Source organism: Streptomyces sp. NC-S4, from assembly GCF_054353315.1.
In genome coordinates, this window is sequence record NZ_CM135937.1 from 2,818,491 (window position 1) to 2,831,265 (window position 12,775).

Consider the following 12,775-nt stretch of genomic DNA (forward strand, 5'->3'; position numbering starts at 1 on the left):
GGGGGGGCTCCCCGGGGGTCACGCGCTGAGCGGGAACTCCGCGCCCAGCTCCCGGAACACCGCGCCGTTGAAGTCGAAGGCGCGCTTGCACTCGTCGATGATGCGCTGCTTCTCCAGGTCGTCCGCCGCTATGGCGTCCAGCAGCTCGCGGTAGGTCCGCTTGAAGGCCGCCGGGTTGGAGATGTCCGCGAAGACGTAGAACCGGACGCCGTCGCCCTTGCGCTCGAAGCCCCAGGTGCGCTCCGCCTTGTCGCGGATGATCTGGCCGCCGGAGAGGTCGCCCAGGTAGCGGGTGTAGTGGTGGGCGACGTACCCGCCCGGCCACTCGGCGGCGCACTGGGCCACCCGCTCGGCGTACGCGCGCGTCGCGGGCAGGGCCACCACGTTCTCGCGCCAGTCCGGGCCGACCAGGTGGGCGAGGTCGCGTTCGATCTCGGCGACGCGCATGAGCTCGGGCCGGATGAACGGCCCGGCCACCGGGTCCTCCTTGAGGGATTCGGCCGCGTCCTCCAGGGCCCGGTACACGAACCACAGTTGCTCCGTGTAGCGCGTGTACGCGTCCACGCCGAGCCGTCCACCCAGCAGATCGCTCATGAAGGTCGACGTCTCCGCCTCGGTGTGCTGCTCGTGCGAGGCGACGCGGATGACCGTAGAGAAGGCGTCCAAGACGGACCTCCAGGAAGAGGAAACAGGCGTGACGGCATCACCGTCACGCCCGATCCTCCTACTTAGGTTTACCTAAGTCAATGAGTTCCCGACGTCTTGTCGGTAAAAACTCCCGTCGGGGGCCGGGGCGAAGCGGACGCGGCCGCCGATCTCCACCGTGCCGTCCGGGCCGGGAGCGGTGAGGATCTGCGATCCGGCGCCCTGGGTGATGTTCAGGGCGCGGTTGAGCTGGGCCGTCAGCAGGATCGCCGCCGAACCGGTGGCCTCGTCCTCCGTGATGATCCCGTCGGGGCGGCGCGGGAAGCCCCGGGCCCGCACGCGGCCCGCGGTCTCGTCCTCCCAGGCCCAGGCGTACAACCAGCCCTCGCCGGGCGGCGGGGCGGGCAGCGCCTCGACCTCGGCGACGGATGCGTACTGCTCGGTGCGCTTGCCCTCGACCCACTCGGGGCGGGCCGTGATCCAGGTGAACTCCCCGTCGTCACGGGCCCATACGGATCCGGCGGGCGGCTGGAGCTCCTCGATGTCCAGCAGCCACGCGGCCCCGACCAGCGGATGCCCCGCGAAGGACATGCGCGTGCCGGGGGTGCGGATGTCGACGACCCCGCGCTCGGGGTCGTCGACGAACACCGTTTCGCTGTAGCCGAGTTCGGCGGCCAGGGCCTGCCGCGACGCATCGTCGGGGCAGGTCCGGCCGTCTCGTACGACACCGAGCAGGTTGCCGAAGCGGCCGTCACCCGCGCAGAAGACCTTCAACACGTCCAGATCGTTCACGCGGGAATTGAAACACGGCTCAGACCTGGGCCGTACGGCGCCTGCGCGCGAGGTACACCGCGCCCGCGCCGGCCGCGATCACCACGCCGGAGGTGGTGAGCAGGGCACCGGCCGGGATCCCGGCGCCGGTGTTGGCGAGGTTGCCGCCGACGGCGGAGGAGCCGCCGCCCACGGTGCCGCCCGTACCGCCGGTGGTACCGCCGGTGGTGCCACCCGTGGTGCCACCGGTCGTACCGCCCGTGGTCCCGCCGTTCGAGCCGCCCGTGGAGCCGCCCGTCGAACCGCCGGTCGTACCGCCCGTCGAACCGCCGGTGCTCGGCAGGGTGGCGTCCTTGTCCACCGCCACGGCGAAGGTGAGCGGGTCGATCGCGTCGCCCGCCTTGTACATGGAGCCGGTGGTGTCGTTGGCGAAGGCCGCCGCGCCCTCGGCGGTGAAGACCGCCGGGACCCCGTTCAGCGCCAGGACGCCGTTCTTGGTCTTGTAGTCGGTCTTCGACAGGTCGAGCGTGGCGAAGCGCAGGCCCGTCCTGGTGCCGGAGGCGTTCTTGACGTCCACGTACAGGGTGCCGGTCTTGCCGGTGGCCTCGACGCGGGGGCTGCCGAAGGTCATGTCGATGCCGTGGGCCGCGTACTGGAAGCGCAGGCTGCCCTGGAAGGAGGCGTTCAGCTGCTGCTTCTTGACGTCGAGGTCGCCCTTGCCGAAGGCGAAGTCGAAGGTGTCGCCGTTCTTGGCGGCGCCACCCGCAGGGATGATCGACCCCGCGCTCAGCACGTACTTGCGGAAGGACTCCTTCACGCCCCACGTCAGCTTGCCGCTGAGCACCTTCTGCGCGCCGTCGGCCGGAGGCGTCGGGTTCTTGGTGGTGTTGTCCGGGGTGGGCTCCGGGTCGGGCTTCTTCTCGAACTCCGGCTTCACGGTGAGCGGGTCGCCCGGCTTGTCCTTGTAGCCCGGCGAACCGAGCACGTCCGCGGCTTCCTGCGTGAGCGTGGTCGCCAGCTTGTCCATCGTCCGGCCGGCGAAGGCCACGGTGGCCATGGGCACGTCCTGGGTGGTCGTGCCGCCCTTGGTGACGTCCGCGGTGAGCTTCTTGGTGCCCGTGTCGATACGGATGTCCGAGAGCTTGACCTCGAAGCCGTGGCCGGCCGGCGGGGCGGGAGAGGAGAAGGTGACGCTGCCCTTGAAGGCCGCCTTCACCACGTGCCCGTTGGCCGGTTCGTACGCACCGCTCGCCTCGACGAAGCGCAGGGTGCCGTCCTCGTTCTGCTTGGCGCCGTCCGCGACGGTGATGGTGCCCTTGGCCATGTTGGTCACGTAGGCGCGGTAGCCGGCGAGCACGCCCCAGTCGAGGGTGCCACCGGTGATCTTCACCGGGTCGGTGGGCGGGCCGCCCGCGGCGGTGGCGGGCAGGGCGAAGGCGGTGGCGCCGAGCGCCGCCGCGGTCAGGACCGCGGCCGCGAGGGAGATCGGGCGTCGGATGGACGACATGGCTGGGTACTCCTGAAGGAACAGAGGAAGGGGAAGGGGTGCCTACTGGGGCGCGTCGGTCGGCGCCGGCGAGGCGGCTGCCGTACGGCGCTTGCGCACGACCAGGAAGGTGCCACCGCCGGCCAGGGCCAGGACGGCCACGGCAAGGGCGATGAAGAGCCCGGTGTTCGAGGACTCCGCCGCCTTCGCGGCGGGGGCGGGCTCGGCGGACGGCGACGCGGACGCGGGGGCGGGCGAGGCCGTCGAGCCCAGGTCGGGCAGGGCGGGCAGCTGTGCGTCGGAGTCCAGGGCGACGGCGAGCGAGACGGGGTCCATCTCGGTGCCGGCCTTGTACATGGAGTTGAAGGCCTGGGAGCCGCCCTCGGTGAGGGTGGCCGGTGCTTCGGTCAGGGTGGCCAGCTTGCCCTCGGTCTTCAGACCCTTGGCGTCGAACTCCACGAGCGGGACGGCGTTCTTCGTCGCACCGCCGGTGGTGACGTCCGCGGACAGGACGCCCTTGCCGTTCTCCACCTTCACGCTCATCTTGCCGAGCGTGAGGTCCAGATGGGCGCCGGTGAACTGGACCGTACCGGCGAAGGCCGCATCAAGGGTGCCTTTCGCGCCGTCGAACGAGCCCTTGCCCTGCGGGAAGCGGAACAGCGCGCCGCCGTCCTGGGCGCCCTCGGCGAGGACCCACCTGCCCTGGCCGATCGAGCCGGTGACGTACTCGCGGAAGGTGCGGCGCACACCCCAGTCCACGGCGGCGTCGGCGAAGGTGCCCGCCGTCTGCGGGGGCTGCTCGGTGGCGCTCGGCTGCGCCGTGGCCGACTGCGCGGGCGCGGCGGCCGGGGCGCTCTTGACGTCGGCGGAGAGCGAGATCGGGTCGAGCTGGGTGCCGGCGCCGTAGTAGCCGGCGAACGCCTTGGCGCCTTCCGCGGTCAGGGTGGCCGGGATGTTCGTGAGGGACAGCCGGCTGGCGCCGCCCTTCATGTTGATGCCGCCGACGCCGAGCGAGGCGAAGGCGACCTGCGACTGGTTGCTGACCGCGCCGCTGTCCTTGGCCTTGCTGGAGACGTCCACGTACAGCGTGCCCTTGCCGCCGGAGATCTTGACGGTCGGGCGGCTGATGGTCATGTCCAGTTCGTACACGCCGTCGGGCTTCTGATGGCCCTGGAAGGTCACGCCGCCCGAGTAGGAGGCCTCGAAGGCTCCGGAGTCGGGGTCGTAGGAGCCGGCAGCGGAGTGGAAGCGGAAGAGGCTGCCACCCGCGGTGGCCGCGCCACTCTTCAGCTTGAAACCGCCTTTTGCCACCGGACCCGTGACATAACTCTGGAAGGACGATTTGATGCCCCAGTCGAGCCGACCCCCCTGCACGGTGCCCGCCCGGGCTGCCGTCGCCGGGAGCAGGGCCCCCAGCAGGGCCGCCAACAGGGCGACGGCGAACGCACGGACGGGTCTTGCGGGCATGACTGCCCCCTCCTGAGGTCTAGCGAGCAAGGTTAGGCTAACCTAAGCTAACCACGGCCGGATGAACACCCCCCGGTCTCCAGAACCTCAGTCGGACGATCAGGACGGTGCCTTCGTGCCTACGCCCGCCGCGTCACACCGCTTTCCCCGTCTCGCAGTTGCCGTGGCAGCACTGGCGCTCGCACTGACGGCCTGCGGAGGTACGGCCACCACCCCGGGCTCATCCGCCCCCACCGCGGCCGCGGCCCCGGACCGGCTGGAACCGCTCCCCGCGCCACAGCCCGCCCTGCCGGTCACCGTCCCTTCGGCCGACGGCACCCAGGTCACGGTCGCCTCCGCGGACCGGATCGTCCCGCTCAGCGGCAGCCTCAACGAGATCGTCCACACACTGGGCCTCGGCAAGCAGGTCGTCGCCCGGGACATCACGGCCACCTTCGAACAGGCCGCCCAGCTCCCGGTGGTGACACGTGGCCACGACGTCTCCGCCGAGAGCGTCCTGTCCCTGCACCCGACCCTCGTCGTCGCGGAGACCACCAGCGGCCCGGCAGAAGCGATTCAGCAGATCCGCGACGCCGGTATCCCGCTCCTGGTCGTCTCCCCCGCCAAGAGCCTCGACGACGTCCCGAAGCGCATCGACGCCGTGGCCGCCGCGCTCGGCGTCAAGGACGCGGGCACACAGCTGAACCAGCGCACCGCCGACCGGATCGCCACCGTCCGCAAGGACATCCCGGCCGCCTCCGGCAAGAAGCCCCGGGTGGCCTTCCTCTACCTGCGCGGCACCGCCTCGGTCTACCTCCTCGGCGGTTCGGACTCCGGCGCCGCCTCACTGCTGGAGGCGGCCGGCGCGGTCGACACCGGCAAGGACTCCGGACTCGGCAAGGACTTCACCCCGATCACCAGCGAGGCCCTCGCGGCCGCCGCGCCCGACGCGATCCTCGTCATGTCCAAGGGCCTCGAATCGGTCGGCGGCATCGACGGCCTGGTGAAGATCCCGGGCGTCGCCCAGACCCCGGCCGGCATGGACCGCCGGGTGGTCACGGTCGACGACGGCGTCCTCCTCAACTACGGCCCCCGCACCGACCAGGTCCTCTCCTCCCTGGTCACCCAGCTCTACAACAAGGGCGCCTGACGTGACCCTCCACGACACAGACTCCGACGAGCCGACAACCATGGCGGCCCCGCACGGTTCCGACGGGGCCGGGAGCGTGTCGGGGCGATCCCCGCAGGGCGCCGAATGCACTGCCGCCGCGCTTTCCGACCCCTCGTCACATTCGGCGCCCGAGGAGACGCCCCGGCGCGCGCCCGGCCCCGGCGGAACCGCCGCCACCGCCCCCGGCCCCGGCGAAACCCCTGCCACCAACCCCCCAAAGCCCCGCAGCGGCAGCCGCGGCGGCAACCGCAGGCCCGCCCTGCTCACCACCGCCCTGGTCGCCACCCTCGCCCTGCTCGCCCTGATCTCCGCAGGAGTCGGCGCCTACGACATCCCCCTCACCGACGTCCTCGCCTCCGTCCAGCACCACCTCGGCCTCGGGGGAGCCCCCCTCGACCGGGTCGGCGAGAGCGTGCTGTGGAACGTCCGGCTCCCCCGCGTGGTGCTCGCCCTGCTCGTCGGCGCCAGCCTCGGCTGCGCGGGCGCACTCATGCAGGGCGTCTTCGGCAACCCCCTCGCCGAGCCCGGCGTCATCGGCATCTCCGCCGGCGCCGCCGTCGGCGCGGTCGCCGCCATCGGCCTCGGCCTCAGCTTCTTCGGCAACTGGACGATCACCGTCTGCGCGTTCATCGCGGGCCTGATCACCGTCAGCTCCGTCTACCTCCTCTCCCGCAACGGCGGGAAGACGGAGGTCGTCACCCTCATCCTCACCGGCATCGCCGTCAACGCCTTCGCCGGCGCCCTCATCGGCCTGTTCGTCTTCTTCGCGGACAGCGGCCAGGTCAACCAGATCACCTTCTGGCAGCTCGGCTCCCTCGCCCAGGCCACCTGGCCCAAGGTCCTCGCCGTCCTGCCCTGCGCCGTCGCCGGCCTGCTGATCGCGCCCCTCTACTCCCGCCGCCTCGACCTGCTCTCCCTCGGCGAACGCCCGGCCCGCCACCTCGGCATCGACGTCGAACGACTGCGCCTCTCCCTCATCCTGGTCGTCGCGCTGCTCACCGCCGCCGCCGTCGCCGTGGCCGGCGTCATCACCTTCATCGGCCTGCTCGTCCCGCACCTGCTGCGCATGGCCAACGGCCCCGGCCACCGCTTCCTGGTCCCCGGCAGTGCCCTCGCCGGCGCCGTCGTCCTGGTCGCGGGCGACCTGGCCGCCCGTACCCTCGCCCAGCCCGCCGAGCTGCCTCTCGGCGTGCTGACCGCACTGCTCGGCAGCCCGTTCTTCTTCTGGCTGCTGCGCCGCACCCGCCGCAAGCAAGGAGGCTGGGCGTGACCGGCAAGCCGACGAGCAGCCCTAAGAACAACCCGTCCGGCAGGACACCCCGCAGGCTGACCGGGCTGCTCACCCGCACCCGCAGGACCGTCCCGGCCCGCCCCGCCCCGGGCGACGCCGTCGCCGAGGCCGTGGACCTGCACCTGCGGCTCGGGCAGCGCGAGGTCCTCGCCGGGATCGGCCTGACCGCCCGGGCCGGCGAGGTGCTGGCGCTGGTCGGCCCGAACGGCGCGGGCAAGTCCACGCTGCTGGGCGCGCTCGCCGCCGACCTGCCCGCCGCCTCCGGGGTGATCCGGATCGACGGCCGCCCGGTGGGCGACTGGAGCGCCCCGGATCTCGCGCTGCGCCGCTCCGTACTTCCCCAGTCGGCCGCGCTGTCGTTCCCCTTCCCGGTGGAGGACGTCGTACGGATGGGCCGCGCGCCCTGGGCCGGCACCCCCCTCGCCGAGGCCGACGAGGAGGCGGTGGCCGTCGCCATGGCCGCCACCGAGGTCACGGACTTCGCCGCGCGCCCCTTCTCCGCCCTCTCCGGCGGTGAGCGGGCGCGGGTCGCCCTGGCCCGCGTACTGGCCCAGCGGGCGCCCCTGCTGCTGCTCGACGAACCGACCGCCGCCCTCGACCTGCGCCACCAGGAGCTCGTGCTGCGCATCTGCCGGGAGCGGGCGGCCGCCGGGGACGCGGTCGTCGTCGTCCTGCACGATCTGGGGCTGGCCGCCGCCTACGCGGACCGGGCCGCGGTCCTGCACGACGGGCGGATCGCCGCGGACGGCCCGCCGGCCGAGGTGTTCGAGGGCGAGCTGCTGAGCCGGGTCTACCGGCAGCCGGTGGAGGTCCTCCCGCACCCGCGCACCGGGGCCCCGCTGGTGGTTCCCGTACGGACTTGACCTCCGCTTGACCGTGCCATGGGGTTGTCGTGGAGGGGCCGTGACAGGGCCGTGTCCGGGACCCAGACGTATGAGCTGAATCACGGTACGAGGGGGTATGGGTGAGGTAAGCCTCGGTTAAGTTAGGTCCGCCTCAACGGCCTCTCCCTCCTCGGGGCGGCCCCTAACGTCCGACGCCAGGAGCCCCCATATGCGCCCCGCCCGCCTCACTGTCATCGCCGCGGCCTCCGTGGCGGCCGCACTGACCGCCGTCACCGGCTGCTCCCAGAAGAGCGACGCGGGCGGCGACGACGCGATCAAGGTGGCGGCGTCCGACAGTGCCTGCGACGTGTCGAAGACGGAGTTCCCGGCCGGCAAGGTGCAGATCGACGTCGAGAACAAGGGCTCCAAGGTCACCGAGGTCTACGTCCTCTTCCCGGACGCCCGCATCGTGACCGAGCGCGAGAACATCGGCCCCGGCACCAAGGCCTCCATCACCGCCGAGATCAAGGCGGGCGACTACGAGATCGTCTGCAAGCCCGGCATGAAGGGCGACGGCATCTCCAAGAAGGTCAAGGCCACCGGCAAGGGCGGCGCCGAGGAGAAGCGCAGCCCCGAGGCGGACGCCGCGGTCGCCGCCTACCGCGCGTACGTGGTCGCGCAGGCCCAGGAGACCCTCCCCAAGGCGCTGGCCTTCGCGGACGCGGTGAGGGCCGGTGACGTCGAGGGCGCGAAGAAGCTCTACGCCGCCTCGCGCATCGGCTGGGAGCGCACCGAGCCGGTCGCCGAGTCCTTCGGTGACATCGACCCGAAGGTGGACGTCCGCGAGGACGGCCTGGAGGCCGGCCAGGACGTGGAGAAGGACTGGACCGGCTGGCACCGCCTGGAGAAGGCCCTGTGGGCCGACAACAAGATCGGCGACCGGGAGAAGCAGCTCGCCGACACCCTGCTCTCGGACCTCACCGACTGGCAGCAGAAGGTCGGCCAGGCGGAGATCACCCCGACCTCGATGGCCAACGGCGCCAAGGAGCTCCTCGACGAGGTCGCCACCGGCAAGGTCACCGGTGAGGAGGAGCGCTACTCCCACACCGACCTGGTCGACTTCAAGGCCAACGTCGAGGGCGCGCAGAAGGCGTACGAGCTGCTCAAGCCGATAGCCACGAAGAACGACCCGGAGCTGGTCAAGCAGCTCGACACCCAGTTCGCGGCCCTGAACACCCTTCTGGACAAGTACCGCGCCGACCAGACCACCTACGAGTTCACCTCGTACGAGAAGGTCGGCGAGCCGGAGCGCAAGGAGCTCTCGGACGGCGTGAACGCGCTCGCCGAGCCGCTCTCCAAGCTCGCCGCCGCGGTCACCAAGTAACCGGCAGAGACGAAAGCAGGCGGGAGAGCAGGATGACCGAGTCGGACTCGGCTGCGCAGCAGCCGCAGCAGCAGTCCCGGCAGGACGGCGACGGTGCGGCGCCGGCCTCTGCCGCGACGCCCTCGCGACGTGCGGTACTGGGCTGGGGCGGGGCCGGGTTCGCGCTCGGCGCCGCCGCGGCCGGCGGTGCGGTCGCGGCCTTCGGCAGTGGCCCGGACATGGTGTCGGCGGCCTCCGCCGGGGCGTCCGTGCCGTTCCACGGCGAGCACCAGGCCGGCATCGCGAGCGCGGTGCAGGACCGTCTGCACTTCGCGGCCTTCGACGTGAAGACGAAGGACCGCGAGGAACTGGTCAAGCTCCTCAAGGAGTGGACGGTGGCGGCCCGGCTGATGACGGCCGGTCTGCCGGTCGGCGAGGGCGGCTTCGGCGGCCTCCCGGAGGCACCGCCGGACGACACGGGCGAGGCGCTGGGCCTGAAGGCCTCCCGGCTCACCCTGACCATCGGCTTCGGGCCGGGCCTGTTCGCCAAGGGCCGGTTCGGGCTGGAGGGCAAGCGCCCCGAGGCGTTGGTGGACCTGGAGCTGTTCCCCGGCGACAACCTGGACCCGGCCCGCTCCGGCGGCGACCTCTGCGTCCAGGCCTGCGCCGACGACCCGCAGGTCGCCGTGCACGCGATCCGCCAGCTGGCCCGCATCGGCTTCGGCCGCACCGCGATGCGCTGGTCGCAGCTCGGCTTCGGCAAGACCTCGTCGACCACCCCCGACGAGCAGACCCCGCGCAACATGATGGGCTTCAAGGACGGCACCCGGAACATCTCCGGCACCGACAAGGCCGCCCTGGACAAGCACGTGTGGGTCGGCGCGGGCGACGGCAGCGACTGGCTGACCGGCGGCTCGTACCTGGTGGCGCGCCGGATCCGGATGAACATCGAGACCTGGGACCGCACCCCGCTCCAGGAGCAGGAGGACATCTTCGGCCGTGACAAGGGCGAGGGTGCCCCGGTCGGCAAGTCCAAGGAGCGCGACGAGCCGTTCCTGAAGGCGATGAAGCCGGAGGCGCACGTGCGCCTCGCGCACCCGGACACCAACAACGGTGCGACGATCCTGCGCCGCGGTTACTCCTTCACCGACGGCACGGACGGACTGGGCCGCCTGGACGCGGGCCTGTTCTTCCTCGCCTACCAGCGCGACATACGCAAGGGCTTCATTCCGATCCAGCGCAATCTGGCCAGGTCCGACGTCCTCAACGAATACATCCAGCACGTGGGTTCGGCCGTCTTCGCCGTCCCGCCGGGCGTCCGTGACAAGGACGACTGGTGGGGCCGGACGCTGTTCGCGTAAGTATCCGCCGGAGAGGAACAACCGCCGTGTTCGGCAACTATCTGATCGGCCTGCGCGAGGGGCTGGAGGCCAGCCTGGTCGTCTGCATCCTCGTCGCGTACCTGGTGAAGACCGAGCGCCGGGACGCCCTGCGTCCCGTGTGGCTGGGCATCGCGATCGCCTGCGGGCTGTCCCTCGCCTTCGGCGCGATGCTCGAGTTCGGCACCCAGGAGCTGACCTTCGAGGCGCAGGAGCTGCTCGGCGGCACCCTGTCGATCATCTCCGTGGGTCTGGTGACGTGGATGGTCTTCTGGATGAAGCGCACCGCGCGGCATCTGAAGGCCGATCTGCACGGCAGGCTCGACACGGCGCTGGCCATGGGCACCGGGGCGCTGGTGGCCACCGCCTTCCTGGCCGTCGGCCGGGAGGGCCTGGAGACGGCGCTGTTCGTGTGGGCGTCGGTACGGGCCAGTGGCGAGGGTTCCTCGGCGCCGCTGATCGGTGTGCTGCTGGGCATCGCCACGGCGATCGCGCTGGGGTACCTCTTCTACCGGGGCACGCTGAAGATCAATCTGGCGAAGTTCTTCCGGTGGACCGGCGCCATGCTGGTGATCGTGGCCGCGGGTGTGCTCGCGTACGGGGTGCACGACCTCCAGGAGGCCCGTTTCCTGGGCGGCCTGGGCGACAAGGCCTTCGACATCAGCGCGACGGTCCCGCCGGATAGCTGGTACGGGACCCTGCTCAAGGGCGTCTTCAACTTCCAGCCCGACCCGACCGTCCTCCAGCTCACGGTGTGGGTGCTGTACCTGGTCCCCGTGCTGACGCTGTTCCTCCTGGACCGCGGCCGTCCGGCGCCCGCGCCGAAGGTGCGGCCGGCGGACTCGGACTCCACGCCCGCGGGCTGAGTGCGGGCGGCCGGGCGGCCGCCGCCGCCGACAGGCTGTGGTGAAGGGCTTCGGGCCCGTCACCACAGCCTGTCGGTGTTTCCGGGGTGGAGCGGGACGCGGACGCCCGTGAAGGCGGCGCGGTCCCGGTCCGGGTCGCCGGTGAAGAAGGCCGCGAGCACCACCTTGTCGAAGCCGGGTTCGTCGGTGGCCAGGGGATCCTCGGGGGTTCCGCCCACCAGGACCGTGCCGGGCAGCACGTCGAAGCCGGCCGCCTCGTAGAAGGCGGCCAGGGGCCGGTCGCAGCTGAACAGCGCCAGGTCCACGGCCGGGTCGGCCGCCAGCTCGGCGCGGGCCGCCGCGACCAGCCGGCCGCCGAGCCCGCGGCCGCGCAGCGCGGGCCGGGTCACGACCGCGCTCAGCCCGGCCGCCCGGTAGGCCCGCCCCGCGAGCGGGATCTCCTTGAACAGCAGTGCCAGCGAGGCGGCCACGGTGCCGTCCGCGGCCAGCAGGAGCAGGGCCCGCGGGGCCAGGGCGGGGTCGTGCCCGGGCTCGGCCCCCGGCCAGGCCGCGTCCTCCAGCTCCGCGACCTGCCGCGCCAGCCCTGCGGGCAGGTCCGCCTCGGCGCATCCGATCACCCCGGAACCCCGGCCGGGCCGGACGGTGCTCACGGGATGCGGACGCCCTCGCCGCTGACCCGGACGCGCGGGTCGCCCTCGCACAGTTCCACGGTGAGCACCCCGGGGCGGCCCATGTCCGTTCCCTGGTGGAGGGTGAGCACGGCGTCCGCCGGGACCAGGCCGCGCTCGCGGGCGTACGCCCCGAAGGCGGCCGCGGCCGCTCCCGTGGCGGGGTCCTCGACCACGCCGCCGACCGGGAAGGGGTCGCGTACGTGGAACTCCGCCGGGCCGGCCCGGTGCACCAGCTGGACCGTGGTGAGGTCCAGGCTGCGCATGAGGGCCTCCAGGCGGGCGAAGTCGTAGGCCAGGTCCGCGAGCCGGGCCCGGGTGCGGGCGCCGATCACCAGGTGCCGGGCTCCGGCGTAGGCGATGGCGGGCGGGATCTCCGGGTCCAGGTCGGCCTCGGGCCAGTCCAGCGCGGCCAGGGCTTCGGCGAGGTCCGCCGCGCCGATCTCCTCGGTGTGCGGCTCGACGCTGGTGAGCGTGGCCCGCAGCTGACCGCCCTCGGAGGTGACGGAGACCGGTACGGTCCCGGCGCGGGTGGCGAGGAGGAGTTCGCCCGGCCCGATCCGCTCCCCCAGCGCGATGGCCGTGGCCACGGTCGCGTGCCCGCAGAAGGGGACCTCCGCCTTCGGGCTGAAGTAGCGCACGGTGAATGACCGGCCCTCCTCACCGCCGAACCCCTCGGGCGGGGGCGTCAGGAAGGCCGACTCGCTGTAGCCCAGCCCGGCGGCGATCTCCAGCATGGCGCGGTCGTCCAGTCCCGCGGCGTCGAGCACCACCCCGGCGGGGTTGCCGCCGTCCGGGTCGTGGGAGAAAGCGGTGTAGCGCAGTACCTCGGTGTCGGTCATGCGGTCATGATCGTCCGCGTCCC

Annotated in this window: 12 protein-coding genes; 6 read left to right on the forward strand and 6 right to left on the reverse strand. The window is 72.3% G+C overall.

Features of this window, described 5'->3' with window-relative positions; genetic code table 11:
* Positions 1-18: 18 nt before the first annotated feature.
* The 4 genes from ACXNSR_RS12265 to ACXNSR_RS12280 form a co-directional block, all read right to left on the reverse strand.
* Positions 19-666 carry a biliverdin-producing heme oxygenase gene (locus ACXNSR_RS12265; RefSeq protein ID WP_458642097.1) on the reverse strand — a complete coding sequence of 216 codons (648 nt, stop codon included), beginning with the start codon at positions 664-666 and terminating at the stop codon, positions 19-21.
* 72 nt (positions 667-738) lie between these two features.
* Entirely contained in the window at positions 739-1,437 is a 699-nt protein-coding gene (locus ACXNSR_RS12270; RefSeq protein WP_458642098.1) for a PhzF family phenazine biosynthesis protein, read from the reverse strand.
* A 19-nt stretch (positions 1,438-1,456) separates the two neighbouring features.
* Positions 1,457-2,923: an HtaA domain-containing protein gene (locus tag ACXNSR_RS12275; protein WP_458642099.1), complete on the reverse strand. Its 1,467-nt coding sequence runs from the start codon at positions 2,921-2,923 to the stop codon at positions 1,457-1,459.
* A gap of 42 nt (positions 2,924-2,965) precedes the next feature.
* On the reverse strand, positions 2,966-4,369 hold the full coding sequence (locus ACXNSR_RS12280) for an HtaA domain-containing protein (protein WP_458642100.1): 1,404 nt from the start codon (positions 4,367-4,369) through the stop codon (positions 2,966-2,968).
* Positions 4,370-4,484: 115 nt separating this feature from the next.
* Between ACXNSR_RS12280 and ACXNSR_RS12285 the strand changes: the two genes are divergently transcribed.
* From ACXNSR_RS12285 to efeU, 6 genes are all read left to right on the forward strand, one after another.
* Positions 4,485-5,498, forward strand: coding sequence for a heme/hemin ABC transporter substrate-binding protein (locus ACXNSR_RS12285; RefSeq protein WP_458642101.1), 1,014 nt, complete (start codon positions 4,485-4,487; stop codon positions 5,496-5,498).
* A 76-nt stretch (positions 5,499-5,574) separates the two neighbouring features.
* On the forward strand, positions 5,575-6,789 hold the full coding sequence (locus ACXNSR_RS12290) for a FecCD family ABC transporter permease (protein ID WP_458642102.1): 1,215 nt from the start codon (positions 5,575-5,577) through the stop codon (positions 6,787-6,789).
* A gap of 56 nt (positions 6,790-6,845) precedes the next feature.
* The gene (locus ACXNSR_RS12295) at positions 6,846-7,673 is read left to right on the forward strand and encodes a heme ABC transporter ATP-binding protein (protein WP_458643282.1); all 828 of its coding nucleotides are present in this window, start codon (positions 6,846-6,848) and stop codon (positions 7,671-7,673) included.
* Positions 7,674-7,863: 190 nt separating this feature from the next.
* Positions 7,864-9,018, forward strand: a complete 1,155-nt coding sequence (gene efeO, locus ACXNSR_RS12300; protein ID WP_458642103.1) for an iron uptake system protein EfeO — start codon at positions 7,864-7,866, stop codon at positions 9,016-9,018.
* A gap of 32 nt (positions 9,019-9,050) precedes the next feature.
* Positions 9,051-10,358, forward strand: coding sequence for an iron uptake transporter deferrochelatase/peroxidase subunit (gene efeB / locus ACXNSR_RS12305; RefSeq protein ID WP_458642104.1), 1,308 nt, complete (start codon positions 9,051-9,053; stop codon positions 10,356-10,358).
* A 26-nt stretch (positions 10,359-10,384) separates the two neighbouring features.
* Positions 10,385-11,242, forward strand: a complete 858-nt coding sequence (efeU, locus tag ACXNSR_RS12310; protein WP_458642105.1) for an iron uptake transporter permease EfeU — start codon at positions 10,385-10,387, stop codon at positions 11,240-11,242.
* Positions 11,243-11,301: 59 nt separating this feature from the next.
* Here the strand turns inward: efeU and ACXNSR_RS12315 are convergent, their stop codons facing one another.
* Together ACXNSR_RS12315 and ACXNSR_RS12320 are read right to left on the reverse strand one after the other, a co-directional pair.
* Positions 11,302-11,892, reverse strand: a complete 591-nt coding sequence (locus ACXNSR_RS12315) for a GNAT family N-acetyltransferase (protein ID WP_458642106.1) — start codon at positions 11,890-11,892, stop codon at positions 11,302-11,304.
* The gene (locus ACXNSR_RS12320) at positions 11,889-12,752 is read right to left on the reverse strand and encodes a PhzF family phenazine biosynthesis protein (RefSeq protein WP_458642107.1); all 864 of its coding nucleotides are present in this window, start codon (positions 12,750-12,752) and stop codon (positions 11,889-11,891) included. Before ACXNSR_RS12320 ends, ACXNSR_RS12315 begins: the two co-directional genes overlap by 4 nt.
* Between the last annotated feature and the right edge of the window lie 23 nt (positions 12,753-12,775).

What these genes read in the sequence shown, in the direction of transcription:
- ACXNSR_RS12275 (WP_458642099.1), bottom strand. Translation starts at nt 2,923, where the DNA reads ATGTCGTCCATCCGACGCCCGATCTCCCTCGCGGCCGCGGTCCTGACC.
- ACXNSR_RS12280 (WP_458642100.1), bottom strand. Translation starts at nt 4,369, where the DNA reads ATGCCCGCAAGACCCGTCCGTGCGTTCGCCGTCGCCCTGTTGGCGGCC.
- efeO (WP_458642103.1), top strand. Translation starts at nt 7,864, where the DNA reads ATGCGCCCCGCCCGCCTCACTGTCATCGCCGCGGCCTCCGTGGCGGCC.
- efeB (WP_458642104.1), top strand. Translation starts at nt 9,051, where the DNA reads ATGACCGAGTCGGACTCGGCTGCGCAGCAGCCGCAGCAGCAGTCCCGG.
- ACXNSR_RS12320 (WP_458642107.1), bottom strand. Translation starts at nt 12,752, where the DNA reads ATGACCGACACCGAGGTACTGCGCTACACCGCTTTCTCCCACGACCCG.